Genomic DNA, 18,257 nt, shown 5'->3' on the forward strand with positions numbered 1-18,257 from the left:
ATGACCGATCTTTATCAGTCCCAACGCGCCATGCGTCAGATGCGGCGGCAGGCTTTGCAACGCGGTGTGATTGCGATTCTGGATGTGGGCAGTTCGAAAATCGCCTGTCTTGTGCTGCGCTTTGACGGAACAGGTCGGCTGAGCGAAGACAACACCATCGGCTCCATGGCGGGGCAGACGGGCTTTCGCGTCATCGGCGCCGCGACCACCCGGTCGCGGGGGGTCCAGTTCGGCGAAGTCACCGCCATGCAGGAAACCGAACGCGCCATCCGCACCGCGCTTCAGGCCGCACAGAAGATGGCCGATATCCGCGTCGACCATGTGATCGCCTGTTTCTCGGGTGCGAACCCGCGCTCTTACGGGTTGGATGCACAAGTCGATCTGGACGGTCAGATCGTGACCGAGGCCGAAGTGGGCCGCGTTCTGAACGCCTGCGACGTGCCGGATTATGGCGACGGGCGCGAAGTGCTGCACGCTCAACCGGTGAATTTCGCGCTCGACAACCGGTCTGGCCTGATCGACCCGCGCGGGCAGATGGGTCAGAGCCTTGCGGTCGACATGCATATGCTGACCGTGGATTCGTCAGCGATCCAGAACATCGTGCGCTGTATCAAGCGCTGCGATCTTGAACTCGCGGGTATTGCCAACTCGGCCTATGTCTCGGGCATCTCGGCTCTGGTCGAAGACGAGCAGGAACTGGGCGCGGCCTGTATCGACATGGGCGGCGGTACCACGAGCGTTTCGATCTTCATGAAGAAGCACATGATCTATGCCGATTGCGTGCGCATGGGCGGCGATCACGTGACCGCCGATATCTCGATGGGCCTGGGTGTGCCTGCCGCCGTGGCGGAACGGATCAAGACATTCAATGGTGGCGTTCATGCCACCGGCGCCGACGACAGGGATATGATTGATATCGGTGGTGACACCGGCGACTGGGAGCACGACCGCCGCACCGTCAGCCGCGCCGAGCTGATCGGCATCATGCGCCCGCGTGTCGAGGAAATTCTTGAAGAGGTCCGCGTCCGGCTTGACGCCGCCGGGTTTGAACACATGCCAAGCCAGCAGATCGTACTGACCGGCGGCGGCAGCCAGATCATGGGGCTGGACGGGCTGGCCACCCGCATTCTGGGCCAGCGCGTGCGCCTTGGCCGCCCCTTGCGCGTGCATGGCCTGCCGCAGTCAGCCACCGGGCCCGGGTTCTCATCCGCTGTCGGCCTCAGCCTGTTTGCGGCCCATCCACAGGACGAATGGTGGGATTTTGAAATCCCGGTCGACACCTACGCCGCGCGCCCGTTCAAGCGCGCCGTGCGGTGGTTCCGTGACAATTGGTAGGCACCTGCGCGGGGTTGCGCTGGGCGCGGCCCTGCTGCCGTGCTGGGCATCGGCCCAGACCATGATCACGCCCGAGGCGTTTCTGGATGCGGCTGTCGGCAAAACCCTCACGTTCTATGAAATTCGCAGCGGCGGTCTGGTCGGAACGGAACAGTTCCTGAACCGAAGTGTCTCGGTTTGGCGCGAAGAGGGGCAGGGCTGTGTCTACGGGCAGATCACGACGCCTAACGGTCAGTTGTGTTTTCTGTACGACAATGATCCGGACGGCATTCCGGTCTGCTGGTGGCCGTTTTTGCACGAAGGCCGCCTTATGGTGCGGCTTGCCTCTTTCGTCGATGGGGAAATCCAGGAAGTGCGCTCCATGACCGAGCGCGGCCTGGACTGCCCAGGTGCTCCGCTCAGCTAAAGAAACCGGTTGCAGCATGTCGATTTATCCCTCAAGATATCCACAAGGCCCGAAAGAGGCCTCGCGGCAGGACCTGAGCAGTTTTCCGCAGTGTAGATGACAGTTGATCAGAGCGCGATGAACGAATGTGTCCTCGCGTTCATGCCGATTGTCTAGTGATGGTCGCCGTTGTTTCCGCTATATCTGGCATGACCTGCGAAATGCCGCCGGTTTCTGCCTTATTTCCTCCATATTTTGTGGGAAAACGCGATTTTTGACGTGACCTTTTGGCATCAGGCCGCTAGAATCGACCAAGGATAGGTAAGAAAAACACCGCTTTGGCGGGACATAAATACAGGCGGACAGAGCATGACATTGAATCTTTCGATGCCCGGGCACGACGAACTGAAGCCTCGGATTACAGTATTTGGCGTTGGCGGTGCAGGCGGGAACGCCGTCAACAACATGATTGAAAAACAGTTGGACGGCGTTGATTTCGTGGTCGCCAACACCGACGCGCAGGCGCTGCAACAAAGCCAGTCTTCGGCGCGGGTGCAACTGGGCGTGAAGGTCACCGAAGGTTTGGGGGCAGGGGCCCGCCCGACCGTCGGCGCGGCCGCCGCCGAGGAAAGCATCGAACAGATCGTGGACCACCTTGCCGGTGCGCATATGTGCTTCATCACCGCCGGTATGGGCGGCGGTACCGGAACGGGCGCCGCTCCGATCATCGCGCAGGCCGCCCGCGAACTGGGTGTTCTGACCGTCGGTGTCGTCACCAAGCCCTTCCAGTTCGAAGGCGCCAAGCGGATGCGTCAGGCCGAAGACGGCGTTGAGGCATTGCAGCAGGTTGTCGACACGCTGATCATCATCCCGAACCAGAACCTGTTCCGTCTGGCCAATGAAAAGACCACCTTTACCGAGGCGTTCTCGATGGCTGACGACGTTCTGTATCAGGGCGTCAAAGGCGTGACCGACCTGATGGTGCGCCCCGGCCTGATCAACCTCGACTTTGCCGACGTTCGTGCCGTGATGGACGAGATGGGCAAGGCGATGATGGGTACCGGCGAGGCAACAGGTGAAGACCGCGCCATCCAGGCGGCGGAAAAGGCCATTGCAAACCCGCTGTTGGACGAAATCAGCCTCAAGGGCGCCAAAGGCGTGCTGATCAACATCACCGGGTCGCACGACCTGACCCTGTTCGAACTGGACGAAGCCGCCAACCGCATCCGCGAGGAAGTGGACCCCGAGGCCAATATCATCGTCGGCTCGACGCTGGATACCGCTATGGAAGGCGGAATGCGCGTGTCGGTTGTTGCGACCGGCATCGACGCCAGCGAAAAAACGACCGAAGTCCCGGTGGCGCGCCGTTCGATGTCCGAACCGCTGACCCGCACGGTTTCGGCTGAAGAGCATATTCAGGAAGAAGCCAGGGTGGTTGCCGACGCAGCAGAGCCCGTCCCGCAGCCGGAAGAAAACCGCGAACCTTCGCTGTTCGAAGCCGCTGAAGAGCCGGCGCAGCCGCAATTCCAGCCGCGCGACGAGCGTGACGATGACGGCCTGCCGCCGCCCGCTTATCAGCCGCGTGTGGCCGAATTCGAGCCGCAGCCAGAGCACGTTGAGCCCGCGCCCGAGGCATTCGTGGCACCGCGCGGGCATGCTGCCGGCACCCCGTCGCCCGAAGCATTGCAGCGTTTGCAGGCTGCTGTTCAGAAGGTTCCGTCGGCGCCGCAGAGACCGGCAGCGCCCCGTCAACCCGAAGCGGTTTCGCAACCGGAACCCGAGGAGCGGTCGCGTTTTGGCTTCAATCGTCTGATCGATCGGATGACCGGCCATGCCTCGGATACACCGGCCCAACCGCCGCGGCAGCAGCCCGTTTTGCGACAGTCCGAGGCGACCGCGCCGCTTCAGGAAGAGGCCGATCCGGATCAGGACCGCATCGAAATTCCGGCCTTCCTGCGGCGTCAAGCCAACTGATCGCGGTAACAAAATCCACTCAAGGGGCTGCCATTTGGCGGCCCTTAATCGTTTATTAACAGTATCTTGCAGGCATGTAAGCAGGGTTTTGCCGATCTGTTACATACATGTTTCAATCGGTTGCAAAGAGTGAGTTGAGCCTTGACGCGGGCTTCCTTAACTCAGTGTCCAACACGGCCCAAGCAGGCTGGACACTACTCACCGAGGCCCATTTTGCAACATACGCTCAAATCTCCGGTCACGTTTAAAGGCGTCGGGCTGCACAGCGGCAAGCCGGCGACCATGGTCCTGAAACCGGCGGCGGCTGGTCATGGCATCTGGTTCAAGCGGACGGATATTCAACTGGGCGACGCGATGATCCCGGCGATCTACTATGCGGTTGAACGGACCCCGCTTTGTACGCGTCTGGTGAATGATGCCGGTGTTTCGGTTTCCACCGTCGAACATATCATGGCTGCATTGGCCGGATGTGGCGTGCATAACGCACTTGTGGAGATCGACGGTCCCGAAGTTCCGATCATGGACGGCTCCTCGATTGACTTCGTGCGTGGCATTATGGCCCGGGGCGTGCGCCGTCAGGCCAGCCCGGTATTGGCCTATGAGGTTCTGAAAACCGTCACCGCATCCCGCGAAGGCGCGAGCGCCAGCCTTGCGCCCGCTGACGGGCTGATCATCGACTTCCATATCGATTTCGAAGACGGTGCCATTGGCAGCCAGAGCAAAACGCTTGATATGCGCAACGGTTCCTTCGCGCGTGAACTCAGCGATTGTCGCACGTTCTGCCGTCGCACGGATGTCGAGGCGATGCGCGAAAACGGGTTGGCCTTGGGCGGCACGCTTGAAAATGCCGTGGTCGTTCAGGGCGTCGAAGTTCTGACACCGGGCGGTTTCCGCCGGGTCGATGAGGCCGTGCGTCACAAGATGCTGGATGCTCTGGGTGATCTCTATTTGGCTGGTGGGCCGATTTTGGGTCACTTCACCGGAAACAAGTCGGGTCATTCGCTGACCAACACTTTGCTGCGCAACCTGTTCGAAACGCCGGGCGCCGTACGTCCGGTACTGTGCACGCCGGGACAGGCCGCACGCCTGCCGGGGCAGGGGCTTGTTGTCAACGAAATTCCCGAAGTGGCCTGATCAGATCAACTCTGACGACATTTGCGCCAGAAGTCGCATAAGGCGTTTTGCACCGGAATTTTCTGTGCTAGACCATGGCTCAAATCGGGGCAAACCCCATTAAGCAAGACGACAAGGATGGGCGGTATGGTTGGCAGCAAAGCGGCAGTCAGATTCGCGGGTGCGATTCTTCTGGCAGCAGTTTTGACGGCATGCGGCAACGCCGGCGGCCTTTTTGGCAACAAGGGCGCGGACCGTGAACAGAACCTGGAAGGGTTCACGCCGGAACAGATCTATACCCGAGGTGAATACGAACTGTCGCAGAATCGCTCGGACGACGCGGCGTGGTATTTCTCGGAAGTAGAACGTTTGTATCCGTATTCGGACTGGGCCAAGCGCGCGCTGATCATGCAGGCGTTTTCGTTCCATTCGGACCAGAATTACGAAGAAAGCCGCGCGGCGGCGCAGCGCTATATCGACTTCTATCCGACGGATGAAGATGCTGCTTATGCGCAGTATCTGCTGGCGCTCAGCTATTATGATCAGATCGACGAAGTCGGGCGTGACCAAGGCCTGACCTTCCAGGCGCTGCAATCTCTGCGGACCGTGATCGAGGTCTATCCCGACAGCGAATACGCCACATCGGCGGTTCTGAAGTTCGATCTGGCCTTCGACCATCTGGCGGGCAAGGAAATGGAGATCGGGCGCTACTACTTGCGTCAGGATCACTATATTGCCGCTATCAACCGGTTCCGTGTTGTGGTCGAAGACTTTCAGACCACATCCCACACCGCCGAAGCACTGTATCGTCTGGTCGAGGCCTATCTGTCGCTTGGCCTGCTGGACGAAGCGCAGACCGCAGGTGCCATTCTTGGCTACAACTACCAGTCCTCGGAATGGTATGACGATGCGTACAAACTGTTGACCTCTCGCGGGCTTGATCTCAAGAGCCGCGGTAACAACTGGCTCAGCACGATTTATCGTCAGACCATCAAAGGTGAATGGTTGTAATCGCGATGGCCTTTGGTCCGGGACGCTGAAGACCACATGCTGCGCGCCCTTGATATCCGCGATATGCTGATCATCGACCGGCTGGAATTGAGCTTTCAGCCGGGCTTGAACGCACTGACCGGCGAGACCGGCGCGGGCAAATCGATTCTGCTGGATTCGCTTGGCTTCGTGTTGGGCTGGCGAGGGCGCGCGGAACTGGTGCGGCAGGGGGCCGCGCAGGGTGAGGTCGTCGCCGAATTCGAACTCTCTGCCGATCATCCCGCACATGCGATTCTGGCCGAAGCCGGTCTGCCCGGGGGCCAGGAACTGATCCTGCGCCGCGTCAACACGGCCGAGGGGCGCAAGACCGCCTGGGTCAATGACCGCCGCTGCTCGGGCGAAGTTCTGCGGGCGCTGTCCGAGACTCTGATCGAACTGCACGGACAGCATGATGACCGCGGTTTGCTGAATCCACGTGGTCATCGGGCGATGCTGGACGAATTCGCACAGGTTTCGGAGCAGCTGACAAACGTGCGAACCGCCTGGGCCGCGATGTCCCGTACCCGCAAGGCGCTGGCCGAGACCGAGGCCGCTCTGGCTGCCGTCCGCAGCGAGGAAGAATTCCTGCGTCACGCGGTCGCCGAACTTGACCAGCTTGACCCGCAACCCGGTGAGGATGCCGAGCTGGATGCCCGCCGCCGCATAATGCAAGGGGCCGAGCGGATTCGCGACGATGTTGCGCGTGCCTTTGCCCTGTTGTCCGGGGACGGGGCGGAAGGGGCCATGTCCGACGCCATCCGCTGGCTGGAAGGCGTCTCGGACAATGCGGGCGGCCAGTTGGAAGAACCGATAGCAGCGCTCGGGCGCGCGATGATCGAGTTGGGCGAGGCGCAGGATGGCGTGAATGCCTGCCTTCAGGCGCTGGACTTCAACCCGGCAGAATTGGAACAGGCCGAGGAACGCCTGTTTGCCATCCGTGCGCAGGCCCGCAAACATGACGTGGCCCCGGATGATTTGGGTTCGTTTACCGACACTCTGCGTGACCGGTTGAACCGGTTGGAGGCAGGGGATGCCGACCTGGCAGACAGGCGAGCAGACGTGGACGCGGCGCAACGGGCCTATGACGCCGCCGCAGCCGACCTCAGCGCTGCGCGCAAGGCCGCCGCCGGGCGGCTTGACGCGGCCGTCATGGCGGAACTGGCCCCGCTCAAGATGGAACGCGCCGTATTCCAGACCGAGATCACCCCGGCCGAACCCGGCCCCGAAGGCACCGACGCGGTGGCCTTCACCGTGGCCACCAACCCCGGTGCGCCGGCGGGGCCGCTGAACAAGATCGCCTCGGGGGGTGAGCTCAGCCGCTTTCTGCTGGCCCTCAAGGTCTGTCTGTCTGGCGACGACAGTGCCCGGACGATGATCTTTGACGAAATCGATCGTGGTGTCGGTGGGGCAACAGCCGATGCCGTCGGGCGCAGGCTGGCGTCGCTGGCGCAGGGCGGGCAGGTTCTGGTTGTCACCCATTCCCCTCAAGTCGCCGCACGGGCGGCGCATCACTGGCGGGTGCAGAAACAGGTCACCAACGGACAAACCCTGTCCACCGTCATTCCTTTGGCCGAACCGGATCGGGTGGACGAAATCGCGCGCATGGTGGCCGGCGACACCATCACCGAAGAAGCCCGTGCCGCCGCCCGGGCTCTGTTGCAGGCCTGACGCGGCGATGGCGTGAATTGGTGCTCACACTGTCGCTATCTCACTTTTATATGGGCGCTCCGTGGCTTACTAAGGGTTAAGTGATGATCCCCGAGGGCCAATGACCCAATCGACCCGCACCGTTCTGCGCAACCAGTTCAATCAGGCTCTGGCCGCGATCAAGGATGCGTGGCGGGTCATGCTGCGCCGGGGGCCAAGCCAGATCCAGTTCTGGTTCATTGCGCTGGCCATCGGGATCGCGGCCGGTTTCATGGCGCTTGGCTTCCGCAAGGCCATCCGCGCGCTGCAAGCCTATCTTTACGATACCGATGACATCCTGCTGCTGCACAGCCACGCCGAGAAACTGCCATGGTTCATGGTTCTGATCATTCCCATCTTCGGTGGCCTGGTCGTCGGCATCATCCTGAACCGGTTCACCAATGACGGGCGCGTCCGGTCGGTTGCCGATGTGATCGAAGGTTCGGCCATCACCGACGGGCGGGTCGAGGTCAAGGCGGGCATCGCGTCGTTCTTCGCCTCGCTGATCACGCTCAGTTCGGGCGGGTCAACAGGCCGCGAGGGTCCGGTGGTGCATATGGCCGGAGTGATTTCCACATGGGTCAGCAACCGCATACACGCGGATGGGATCACGGGACGTGACCTGTTGGGATGTGCCGTCGCTGCGGCCGTGTCGGCCAGCTTCAACGCCCCCATCGCGGGGGCCTTGTTCGCGCTCGAGGTCGTGCTGCGCCATTTCGCCGTTCACGCATTTGCTCCGATCGTCATCGCCTCGGTCGCGGGAACGGTGATCAACCGGCTGGAATATGGCGACGTTACCGAGTTCACGCTGGAGACGCCGGGATCGCTGCAATTCTATGTCGAGCTTCCGGCCTTCCTGATCCTGGGCCTGATCTGCGGACTTGTCGCGCTGCTGCTGATGCGGTCGATTTTCTTTGCCGAGGATATTGGCAGCCATATCCAGAACCGCCTGTCGATTCCGGCCTGGCTGCGCCCTGCGGTGTCCGGGGCGATGCTGGGGCTGATGGCGATCTGGTTTCCGCATATCATCGGCGTGGGGTACGAGACGACAATTCGCGCCCTGACCGGTGATCTGGTGCTGACCACGGCCATCCTGTTTGCGGTGATCAAAACGGTTGCGGTGGCGATTACCATGGGCGGGCGCATGGGCGGTGGGGTGTTCTCTCCGTCTCTGATGGTCGGGGCGTTGACCGGGCTGGCCTTCGGTCTGATCGCCACCGGGTTGCTGCCGGATGTGTCGGGCACGCATACGCTTTATGCCTTTGCCGGAATGGGCGCCGTGGCTGCGGCGGTGCTGGGCGCGCCCATCTCGACCACTTTGATCGTTTTTGAACTGACCGGCGATTGGCAGATCGGCCTTGCCGTGATGGTAAGCGTATCCATGTCCACGGCCTTGGCCTCGAGACTTGTGGACCGGTCTTTCTTCCTGACCCAGCTGGAACGGCGTGATGTCCACCTGGCCGCGGGGCCGCAGGCTTATCTGCTGGCAATGCTTCGCGCCGGAGCGGTGATGCGCCCGCTTGGGGATCCGCGGTCGATCACGAAGGAAGAGGCACAGGGGCTGATCGACCAGGGCCTGTGCATTCAGGCCAGCGCCACGCTGGAAGCCGCCATGCCCTATTTTGATCGTGACGACATCCCCTGCATTCCGGTTGTCATTCTGGAAAACGACGGCTCTGAAACACCGGTTGGGGCGCTCTATCACGTCGATGCGCTCAAGGCATATAACAGGGCGCTTGCGGCCACGGCTGCCGAAGAGCATTCCTGAGTTTCACTCACCATACACGCTGGCTGCGTCGCCCAAATAATTGTCCCACGCAAACCAATAGGAAACATGACCGGCGACTCGTGGCAAACGCGTTCCATCCGGCCCGATCAAAGCCTCTTCCGTGACGGTCCAACCGTTCCCCGCGCTATCCTGCAACCCGCCTTGCGTCGCCCGGAACGCATGCGTTTTTCGCTCATAGGCCCGCACGCTGCGCTCTTTGGGATCGCCAATCAGAACCAGAGGTGTCCGACCGATTGCATCGTTGATCACCGGTTTGCCCTTGAACGCATCCAGAGGCCAGGCGCGGGCTGCACCAAACTGGCGCACGGCAAAGATGTAATCCTTCTGCCGATGCCGGGACTGATCCACAACCGCCGGGAACATCAGCTCGCTCGAGGCGAAATAGTCGCGATAAACCACCCCTGATCCGTAATTGCGCCGATGCCCGGTGTTCAGCGACAGAACACGGGTTTTGGGATGCGAGGTCCTCCAGCTGTCCCATGTCGTGATCACCACAGGGCGCTGTTTCAACGTGATGCCGCTGTTCGCCAAAGGCCCCACAACAGGCCTGCCGGTATACTGGTTCCACAGCGAATGCGTCTCTCGGTCAAACATCAGCTTGTTCGAACGATAGAGGAAACCTGACGACCCGAAAATGAACGGCTTTCGCCGCCCCGCCACCTGGGTTTCAAACAGGATGCCCGACCCGCAAAGCGTGCAATAGGCCAGCGCCACGGGCACGCCGCCGATCACCTCGTTGAACATCTCGTGCCAGCCCATGATCCGCAGGGGATAGGCGCGTTCATCCCCGTTGATGGCCACGCCGAATACCAGATCATCGCCCTTCAGATACCCCGCATTCGAAGCAGAGATCAGGGTGGGATTGTCCAGAGACGGAATGCCATCCTTGTACACACCGCCCCAGGCGATCTCTTCCAGGCGGATCTTCATCTTGTCGCGTTGCAGATATTCGGGCCGCAGGAACAGATCGAAGTGCGGATCGATCCCCAGAAGAACCTCGCGCTTGAACGGGATCAGCGACGGATGAGGGACAATCTGCGGGTTTCGTTCCTGCCACAGCTTCCACTCGAACCAGTCATTGCCATGGCGCTGCCCGGTCAGGGCCTCCATCACCTCGACAATCTCATCCCGGCGCCTGTCGGCATAACGCATCGCAGTCAGCAACCCGGCCACAACATCCGGCTGGCCGCGGTCCTTCAGATACGCCATCTGCGCCTCAAACGCGGTCCGACGCCCGCTCAGCGTGCTGCGCAACGCGTCCAGAACCGGATCCTGCTGCGCCCACAGCACACCGGGTGCCATTGCACCAGCCCCGATCATCCCAGCAAAACCGCGACGTGACATCGACATGGAAGCCTCCGGTGTTACCCCGGAGCAAGTGTGCCGCAAATGCCGTTCACGTGCATGCCACAGCTGCGTGAGGTGGGCGCGGGGGCTGGCGTTAGATCTGCTCCACCTTCACCGATTCAGCCGGGTAGAATGCCAGATGGTCCTTGATCTCGGCCACTGCCTGAATCGGATCCTCATAGCTCCAGACCGCGTTGTCGGTCACGGATGACTTGTTGACGATGGAAAAATGCGTCGCGTCGCCCTTGCCGGGGCAGTGGGTCACCTTGTCGGTCCGATCCAGAAACGCCATCGCAATATCGTTGCGCGGGAAATAGATCACCGGATCCTTGTCGCCTTCAAGCAGTTCCAGCGCGTTGTTCGTTTCGCCCAGGATCGCACCGCCCGAGCGGACAGTCCATTTGCCCGGCGCTTTCCGGATCGTGATCTCAGCCATTCCTCTTCCTTCCGTCGTCGTATCAGGGCCACCCCTCTGCCTGTTTTATGTAACAGACCCGTGTCAGATTGGGGCAGTTGCGGCATCCAACCACAGTTGTGCGTCATGTCCCAGCCTTGGGCGGATTTTTTCCGCAACGTCGCGGTGATAGGCATTCAGCCAGTCGCGTTCGTCGGTCGTCAACATATCGACCATGATCAGTCTGCGGTCAATCGGTACATAGGTCAGCGTGCGCCAGTTCAGCATCGCGCGTTCGGCATCGCCATCGGGAAGCAGAGGAGCGTCTTCCACCACCACAAGGTTTTCGATGCGGATGCCAAAGGCGCCTTCCCGGTAATACCCGGGTTCGTTTGACAGGATCATGCCGGGTTGCAGCGGTACATGGCTGACTTTGGACAGCCGTTGCGGCCCTTCATGCACGCTCAGATAGGCGCCGACCCCATGTCCGACCCCATGGTTGAAATCCTGTCCCGCAGACCACAGCGGCACGCGGGCCACACATTCGATATCCCGCCCGGAAAGGCCCGCAGGCCAACGCAGCATCGACATGGCAATCATGCCCTTCAGCACCCGGGTGAAGCAGGTTTTTTCCTCGGTTCCGACGTCACCGACGGCGATGGTTCGGGTGATGTCGGTGGTGCCGTCCAGATACTGCCCGCCACTGTCCAGCACCAGAATATGGCCGTTTTCCAGGCGGCTGTCGGTCTCTTCCGTCACGCGGTAATGCATGATCGCGCCGTTCGGACCCGTGCCTGCAATGGTATCGAACGAGATGTCCTGAAGCGCATTGTCCTTGCGCCGGTTTTCTTCCAGCCGGGTGACAACCTGTGTTTCGGTCACGCTGCCCGGGGCTTGCTGGTCCAGCCAGCATAACGTTTCGATGACCGCCACCGCATCGCGCAAATGCGCCTCGGCGCTGCCTGCGATTTCAGCCGCATTCTTGCAGGCTTTGGGCAGGGCGCAGGGATCGCCGCCATCCGTCATCGCGTCACCCAGCGCATCGGCCACGATCTGAGGTACCGAAGCGGCATCCACCTGCACCGGACCGGCCAGAGCCGCAACCGCATCCAGAAAATCGCCCACAGCGCGCAAGGTCACCTGAGAGCCCAGATGATCCCGTACCCCGGCCAGTTTTTCTGCCGCCATGAACAGATCGACCTGACCTCCTGCATGAAGAATGGCAAAGCCGTGGGCCACCGGGTTATAGGCGATATCCGACCCACGGATATTCAATAGCCACATGATGGAATCCGGCAGGGTGATCACCGCTGCCTTGTGCCCGGCCCGTCGAAGGTCTTCGGCCAGACGGGCGATCTTGCTGTCCGCACCTTCCCCGGCAAATTCGATCGGATGCGCCTTGACCGGGTTCATCGGCGGTGCGGGTTGATCGGCCCAGATCCGGTCCACAAGGTTTTCGCATCTCACCAGTTCGATGCCCGATCCATCCAGATCACTCAATGTGCCGGAAATCTGCCCCGCCGCGTGCAGCCACGGGTCAAATCCGATCTTGCCGCCGTTGGGCAATTGCTGTTTCAGCCAGGCGTTCAGGCTTACCTCGGGCCAGGGGACCGGGGTGAAATCTGCGGCAACTTGTGCCTTGACTTGGGTGCGATACCGCCCGTCGATGAAAACTCCGGCCACGTCGCGCAGGGCGGCGCAAAACCCGGCCGAGCCCGTGAACCCGGTCAGCCAAGCCAGACGTTCATCGCGCGCTGCGACATACTCTCCCTGATGCGCATCCGCCCGCGGGATCAGAAACCCGTCCAGCCCTTCTTGCACCATCTGTTCGCGCAAGGCGGCCAGCCGCGGTGGCCCCTGTTCCGGGCGGGCGGTCACTTCGAAGGATTGGAACATGGGCGGCCTCATTCACAGCATTTGAGCGTGACCCTGAGGCGCATTTCAAAAAATGTCCAGACGGGAACACCCCGCCTGAGCAAGCCGATGATCAGCAACGAAAAACATGTCGCCCTCGGGGAAACACGCCCGCCGGGCAGAAGATCAGCCTCAGCCGGCCTTTCTCATCCCCATGACCCGCGCCCGCGCCCGCGGGTCACTGTCAAACAGAGCTGCCAGTTGTTCGGTCATCGCGCCGGCCAGTTGTTCGACATCGGTAATCGTCACCGCCCGGTCGTAATACCGTGTCACGTCATGGCCGATGCCGATGGCCAAAAGTTCGACCATCTTGCGTTTTTCGACCATCGCGATCACGTCGCGCAGGTGTTTTTCCAGATAGTTGGCCGGGTTCACGCTCAGTGTCGAATCATCGACCGGCGCACCGTCCGAGATCACCATCAGGATCTTGCGTTGTTCGCGCCGTGCCAGCATCCGGCGATGTGCCCATTCCAGGGCTTCTCCATCGATGTTTTCTTTCAGCAGGCCCTCTTTCATCATCAGACCCAGATTGGGCCGCGCGCGACGCCAAGGGGCGTCCGCGCCCTTGTAGATGATGTGGCGCAGGTCGTTCAAACGGCCCGGCTGCTGCGGACGTCCATCGTTCAGCCATGCCTCACGTGCCTGACCGCCTTTCCACGCCCGCGTGGTAAAGCCCAGAATTTCGACCTTTACATTGCACCGCTCCAGCGTCCGCGCGAGAACATCCGCGCAAATGGCGGCGATTGAGATCGGACGACCCCGCATCGACCCCGAATTGTCCAGCAGCAGCGTTACCACCGTGTCGCGGAACTCGGTGTCCTTTTCGACCTTGAAACTCAGCGGAGTGGTGGGGTTCGCGACCACACGTGCCAATCGGCCCGCGTCCAGAATGCCTTCCTCGCGGTCGAACTCCCAGCTGCGGTTCTGCTGCGCCTGCAGCCGGCGTTGCAGCTTGTTGGCCAGACGCGACACCGCGCCTTTCAACGGCTCCAGCTGCTGATCCAGATAGGCCCGCAGACGTTCCAGCTCGGCCGGTTCGGCCAGATCCTCGGCGGCGATCTCTTCGTCATGGGTGTCCAGATAGACCTTGTAATCCGGGTCCGCTTCAGATGCCGGCGGTGGGGCAGGCGGCTCCAGAGGCGCCTCGCCATCCGGCATCTCAGCCTCTTCGCCCATCTCGTCTTCGGTCATTTCGTCCATCGAGACCTGGGCCTGAGACTGATCCTGCTGCTCTTCCTGCGTCTGCTCAGGTGTCGCGTCGGCGTCCTGTTCGTCCTGATCATCCTGACCGGTGCTGTCCGGATCGGGCTGTTCTTCGGCGTCTTCCTCGGCCTGGTCTTCCTGCTCGTCGTCCAGCTCATCGGGGTCATCCCCAAGCTGGTCGCCATATCCCAGATCCTTGATCACCTGACGGGCGAATTTGGCAAACTCCGCCTGATCCGAGAGAATCTCGTCCAGATTCTCCAACGTCCCGCCCGCTTGCTCTTCGATGAATCCACGCCACAGGTTCATTATGTTTTCGGCAGCAGGCGGAAGATCACGCCCGGTGGCCAGATGCCGGATCAGGTAGCCTGCCGCAACCGAAAGAGGTGCATCGGCGGGTTGCTTGCACTGATCATACCCACGCCGGATTGCTTCATGCCCGATCTTGACGTCAATATTGCTGGCGGTGCCCGGCATGTCCCGCGCGCCCATCGCCTCGCAGCGGGCGGTCTCCATCGCCTCGTACAGATCCCGCGCCATATCGCCCGGGGGCGCATAGCGCGCATGGGTCGCGTCGTCATGATACTTGCGATGCAATGCCAAGGCGTCCGCCGTGCCACGCGCCAACAGCACCTCTTCACGCGTCATCCGACGCGAGACCTGAGGCAGCCGCATCGACTCGCCCGTCATGCCCGAAGGGTCCACTGTATAGGTCACCGACAGTTCGGGATCATCAGCCATGACCTTGGTGGCCTCGGCCAAGGCCTTCTTGAACGGATCGGCGGGGTTGTCGTTCTTCTGTGCCATGTCCTTAAGCCCTCATAGTACTGGCCTGCCCGGCGTCGAAAACAGTAACGGATCCGTCTTCATCTGGCCAAAAATATCCCCGCCGGAGGCATTGCGCCCGCTCCGGGCGCAATTCGGGTGCTTACCCCAAGCTCGCACTCGCGGCGCTTTCAGGCAACTCCTCATCGAAGCAGCGCTGATAGAACTCGGCCACGGTCTGGCGCTCCAGCTCATCGCATTTGTTCAGGAAGGACAGGCGGAACGCATAGCCCACGTTGCGGAAAATCTCGGCGTTCTGGGCCCAGTTGATCACAGTCCGCGGGCTCATGACGGTGGACAGATCGCCATTCATGAAGGCGGTTCGGGTCAGGTCGGCGACCGTGACCATCTGGCTGACGGTCTTGCGGCCCTCGGCGGTGTTGTAATGCGGCGCCTTCGACAGAACGATCATCGTCTCGGCGTCGTGGCTCAGATAGTTCAGGGTCGACACCAGCGACCAGCGGTCCATCTGCGCCTGGTTGATCTGCTGCGTGCCGTGATACAGGCCCGTGGTATCGCCCAGACCGACCGTGTTGGCGGTGGCAAACAGGCGGAAATTCGGGTTCGGGGTGATGATCTCGTTCTGATCCAGCAGGGTCAGCTTGCCGTCATGCTCCAACACACGTTGGATCACGAACATCACGTCTGCGCGGCCCGCATCATATTCGTCGAATACGATGGCAACCGGGTTGCGCAACGCCCAGGGCAGGATGCCTTCGTGGAACTCGGTCACCTGCTTGCCGTCGCGCAGTTTGATCGCGTCCTTGCCGATCAGGTCGATCCGGCTGATATGGCTGTCGAGGTTCACACGCACGGCGGGCCAGTTCAGACGGGCAGCGACCTGTTCAATGTGGGTCGATTTGCCGGTGCCGTGATAGCCTTGGATCATCACACGACGGTTATGGGAAAAGCCCGCCAGAATCGCCAGCGTGGTCTCCGGATCGAACTTGTAGGTATGATCGATCACCGGCACTCGGTCGCTGCGCTCGGCGAAACCCTTGACCGCCATGTCGCTGTCAATGCCGAACACGTCACGGACCGAGATATCCTCGGTAGGTTTTGCGTTGATATCGATCGATCCGTCAGCCATGCGCCTAGTCCTTATCCTTTGGCCCGTTCACCGGGTATGAACCCGTGTGTGGTGCAACATATTGCGGGCAAGGGCAAGGGAAAGCGAAAGGCGCCCAAAGGTGCGCATGTTTTTCTTGCAAACTGGCCCTATCGTTGCGCATGGGGTGTCATTCCAGATTGATGACCCACGCTACGATTTGGCACCTCGCGTTAACAAGCTTTGAGGCCGATTGCGCATAACCCAGAAGTCCTCGGTGAAAGGCTGGCAACAACCTTTGCGCCTCGTTCAAATGCAAACATTAACATACTATCATTGAAATGCTTCTTCGGCGCGTTAACATGACTTTTAAATGTGGTTTTTGGCGTTCTTTGTGAGTTTGTGAGGTCTGTGGTGTTCTGTTCAGTCAACACACGGAGGGAACATGTTCGTTGCGAGTTTCCTTTTGGTCCAACCTGCTTAGCGGACACAACGTATGTCGTTTGATGTCTTACTTCATTCGGTCAACACAAGCGGGCAAGGCGACTTGATCGTACAAAACAGGACCGAACCAGCCATTGTCTCGGGTCAAACAATTTCGATCAACGGTGGTCCGTTCCTACCCTATACATACCTTGGTCAAGGTAACTACAAAGGTACCGGGGAATCTGGCGAATTCATTCAGGTCGGTACTGGCACCTATGCCTGGGACACCAATAACCCCACCGGGCCAATGACAACCGGAAACTGGCAAATCACAACCGGAGATCTTGATCCGAACAATCCGCCCTGTTTTGTTGCTGGAACCCTGATCGAGACCGAGGCCGGTCCACGCCCGGTCGAGAACCTGATGATCGGTGACAGAGTTTGCGTGTCAGGTGGGAAAACGCTGCCGATTTTGTGGATCGGGAAAAAAGTGCTGAGTGCACAAACACTGGCTTTGCAACCAAAATTTAGACCCGTTCGCATTCGGCGCGACGCGATTTGCAAGGGTCAACCCAACCAGGATGTTTTTGTGTCCCCGCAACATCGGATCATGCTGGAAGGCTGGCGCGCCGAGTTGTTGTTCGGACAAGATCGGGTCTTTGTTGCGGCAATCCACTTGGTGAATGACGGAACAATTCAGCAGGTGCACACAGGTGAAGACATCACATATTACCACATTGCCTGCTCTCGACACGCAGTACTGCACTCGCAGGGGTTACGCAGTGAAAGTCTTTTTCTGGGCGACACAGCGCTGAAGTCTTTCTGTCGTGAAGACGTCGAAGAACTGCTCGCACTGTTCCCCGAATTGCGTGACGGCACTGCAGAGTCGCAACAAACTCGCTTAAGTTGTTTGAAGCGCCGGGAAGCAATTGCATTGCGAAGCTCATACCCGGACTAAAGCGCGAATAGTTGTAATCCGAACCGCCCCTGGTTTGATCCCTGGCCTCAACAAACCCCTTCAAATGTGTTCTCTCGGATCAGTTGCCTTAGGCAATTTCTCAGTGCAGCACCGTTGTGATGGCCTTACACATCTGTGCCTTGGGTCAACTGTTGCTTGACTATAGCGAAAACCAAAGCTCATTGTTGCGAAAGCCACCTTTTACCAGACGATCCGCGTTCAACACATCCGGAAACTCGTCTACCCAATCCCGAAACCGGTCATTTGTGACGATGCGTGCCTTGCTATCCCGCGCCGCCCGCAAGATCAGCGGATCCGCAGGTGTCCCTTTGGGGGCCACCATGACCTGCTTGGATCGTAGGCCCAGGACGCGGCTAAGCTTCCGGTCGTCCATATAGTGGCCTTCGACTTTGTACCCGACATTCGCATCGAACATGACGCCCGGTTTGAACCCTGCGCGCTTCAAAGTCTCAAGGACCTTCTTCAACGTACCCAGATCCGGCGTGCCATCTTTCCAGTGCATGACGTTCGAGCCGTCCACGATGATCCATGTATTTGCCCGGCGCCACCTGAACCAGGCCCGTATGAACAAGATTGCGCTGGCCATCACGCAAATCAGCGCCAAAAGGAACAGCCAATCCGCATCAGTCGGAATGAAGCTGGCAGCGATGAGCCCGCTTAGCGAGACGAGCAACAGGCAAATGGATGTGCGCACGAAACTGATCCCTGGAAACTCCTGTCCCAAATCCTCCATCACTTTCGTGTGGAATGAAACAGGATTCCATACGGAACTTGCGCAGTTTTTTCAGGTTGTGTCGTCTGCGGCACCCA

Annotated in this window: 14 protein-coding genes; 8 read left to right on the forward strand and 6 right to left on the reverse strand. The window is 60.3% G+C overall.

Translation table 11 applies throughout. The features are described from left to right. From ftsA to GOW09_RS00885, 7 genes are all read left to right on the forward strand, one after another. The gene (gene ftsA, locus GOW09_RS00855; RefSeq protein WP_170344711.1) at positions 1-1,335 is read left to right on the forward strand and encodes a cell division protein FtsA; all 1,335 of its coding nucleotides are present in this window, start codon (positions 1-3) and stop codon (positions 1,333-1,335) included. Next, positions 1,322-1,741, forward strand: coding sequence for a hypothetical protein (locus GOW09_RS00860; protein ID WP_171114929.1), 420 nt, complete (start codon positions 1,322-1,324; stop codon positions 1,739-1,741). Before ftsA ends, GOW09_RS00860 begins: the two co-directional genes overlap by 14 nt. A gap of 348 nt (positions 1,742-2,089) precedes the next feature. Further along, the gene (gene ftsZ / locus GOW09_RS00865; protein ID WP_171114931.1) at positions 2,090-3,694 is read left to right on the forward strand and encodes a cell division protein FtsZ; all 1,605 of its coding nucleotides are present in this window, start codon (positions 2,090-2,092) and stop codon (positions 3,692-3,694) included. Between the two features lie 213 nt (positions 3,695-3,907). After that, positions 3,908-4,828: a UDP-3-O-acyl-N-acetylglucosamine deacetylase gene (gene lpxC / locus GOW09_RS00870; protein ID WP_171114933.1), complete on the forward strand. Its 921-nt coding sequence runs from the start codon at positions 3,908-3,910 to the stop codon at positions 4,826-4,828. Between the two features lie 126 nt (positions 4,829-4,954). Further along, entirely contained in the window at positions 4,955-5,818 is an 864-nt protein-coding gene (locus GOW09_RS00875; protein ID WP_171114936.1) for an outer membrane protein assembly factor BamD, read from the forward strand. Between the two features lie 36 nt (positions 5,819-5,854). Further along, the gene (gene recN / locus GOW09_RS00880) at positions 5,855-7,504 is read left to right on the forward strand and encodes a DNA repair protein RecN (RefSeq protein ID WP_171114938.1); all 1,650 of its coding nucleotides are present in this window, start codon (positions 5,855-5,857) and stop codon (positions 7,502-7,504) included. Between the two features lie 100 nt (positions 7,505-7,604). Beyond that, positions 7,605-9,290 (forward strand): chloride channel protein, encoded by a 1,686-nt coding sequence (locus GOW09_RS00885; protein ID WP_171114940.1) that lies wholly within the window; start codon positions 7,605-7,607, stop codon positions 9,288-9,290. 3 nt (positions 9,291-9,293) lie between these two features. Here GOW09_RS00885 and GOW09_RS00890 read toward each other — a convergent pair whose 3' ends face one another. The 5 genes from GOW09_RS00890 to cobS form a co-directional block, all read right to left on the reverse strand. Next, positions 9,294-10,661, reverse strand: a complete 1,368-nt coding sequence (locus GOW09_RS00890; protein WP_171114941.1) for a DUF3179 domain-containing protein — start codon at positions 10,659-10,661, stop codon at positions 9,294-9,296. A gap of 91 nt (positions 10,662-10,752) precedes the next feature. Then, the gene (locus tag GOW09_RS00895; protein WP_152458645.1) at positions 10,753-11,094 is read right to left on the reverse strand and encodes a DUF427 domain-containing protein; all 342 of its coding nucleotides are present in this window, start codon (positions 11,092-11,094) and stop codon (positions 10,753-10,755) included. Between the two features lie 63 nt (positions 11,095-11,157). Beyond that, positions 11,158-12,948, reverse strand: a complete 1,791-nt coding sequence (locus GOW09_RS00900; RefSeq protein ID WP_171114944.1) for an aminopeptidase P family protein — start codon at positions 12,946-12,948, stop codon at positions 11,158-11,160. Positions 12,949-13,098: 150 nt separating this feature from the next. Then, positions 13,099-14,976 (reverse strand): cobaltochelatase subunit CobT, encoded by a 1,878-nt coding sequence (cobT, locus tag GOW09_RS00905; protein WP_171114945.1) that lies wholly within the window; start codon positions 14,974-14,976, stop codon positions 13,099-13,101. A 121-nt stretch (positions 14,977-15,097) separates the two neighbouring features. Beyond that, entirely contained in the window at positions 15,098-16,084 is a 987-nt protein-coding gene (gene cobS, locus GOW09_RS00910) for a cobaltochelatase subunit CobS (RefSeq protein WP_152458642.1), read from the reverse strand. Positions 16,085-16,538: 454 nt separating this feature from the next. On the opposite strand from cobS, the gene GOW09_RS00915 reads away from it, so the two are divergent. Then, on the forward strand, positions 16,539-17,426 hold the full coding sequence (locus GOW09_RS00915; RefSeq protein WP_171114947.1) for a Hint domain-containing protein: 888 nt from the start codon (positions 16,539-16,541) through the stop codon (positions 17,424-17,426). A 160-nt stretch (positions 17,427-17,586) separates the two neighbouring features. On the opposite strand, the gene GOW09_RS00920 is transcribed toward GOW09_RS00915, so the two are convergent. Next, the gene (locus tag GOW09_RS00920) at positions 17,587-18,180 is read right to left on the reverse strand and encodes a hypothetical protein (protein WP_171114949.1); all 594 of its coding nucleotides are present in this window, start codon (positions 18,178-18,180) and stop codon (positions 17,587-17,589) included. Positions 18,181-18,257 lie beyond the last annotated feature (77 nt).

This window comes from Ruegeria sp. HKCCA5463 (assembly GCF_013034175.1).
Classification (GTDB): domain Bacteria; phylum Pseudomonadota; class Alphaproteobacteria; order Rhodobacterales; family Rhodobacteraceae; genus Ruegeria.

Coding starts and splice junctions, on each gene's coding strand:
- ftsA (WP_170344711.1), top strand. CDS start 1: ATGACCGATCTTTATCAGTCCCAACGCGCCATGCGTCAGATGCGGCGG.
- ftsZ (WP_171114931.1), top strand. CDS start 2,090: ATGACATTGAATCTTTCGATGCCCGGGCACGACGAACTGAAGCCTCGG.
- GOW09_RS00875 (WP_171114936.1), top strand. CDS start 4,955: ATGGTTGGCAGCAAAGCGGCAGTCAGATTCGCGGGTGCGATTCTTCTG.
- recN (WP_171114938.1), top strand. CDS start 5,855: ATGCTGCGCGCCCTTGATATCCGCGATATGCTGATCATCGACCGGCTG.
- GOW09_RS00885 (WP_171114940.1), top strand. CDS start 7,605: ATGACCCAATCGACCCGCACCGTTCTGCGCAACCAGTTCAATCAGGCT.
- GOW09_RS00890 (WP_171114941.1), bottom strand. CDS start 10,661: ATGTCGATGTCACGTCGCGGTTTTGCTGGGATGATCGGGGCTGGTGCA.
- GOW09_RS00895 (WP_152458645.1), bottom strand. CDS start 11,094: ATGGCTGAGATCACGATCCGGAAAGCGCCGGGCAAATGGACTGTCCGC.
- GOW09_RS00900 (WP_171114944.1), bottom strand. CDS start 12,948: ATGTTCCAATCCTTCGAAGTGACCGCCCGCCCGGAACAGGGGCCACCG.
- cobT (WP_171114945.1), bottom strand. CDS start 14,976: ATGGCACAGAAGAACGACAACCCCGCCGATCCGTTCAAGAAGGCCTTG.
- cobS (WP_152458642.1), bottom strand. CDS start 16,084: ATGGCTGACGGATCGATCGATATCAACGCAAAACCTACCGAGGATATC.
- GOW09_RS00915 (WP_171114947.1), top strand. CDS start 16,539: ATGTCGTTTGATGTCTTACTTCATTCGGTCAACACAAGCGGGCAAGGC.
- GOW09_RS00920 (WP_171114949.1), bottom strand. CDS start 18,180: ATGGAGGATTTGGGACAGGAGTTTCCAGGGATCAGTTTCGTGCGCACA.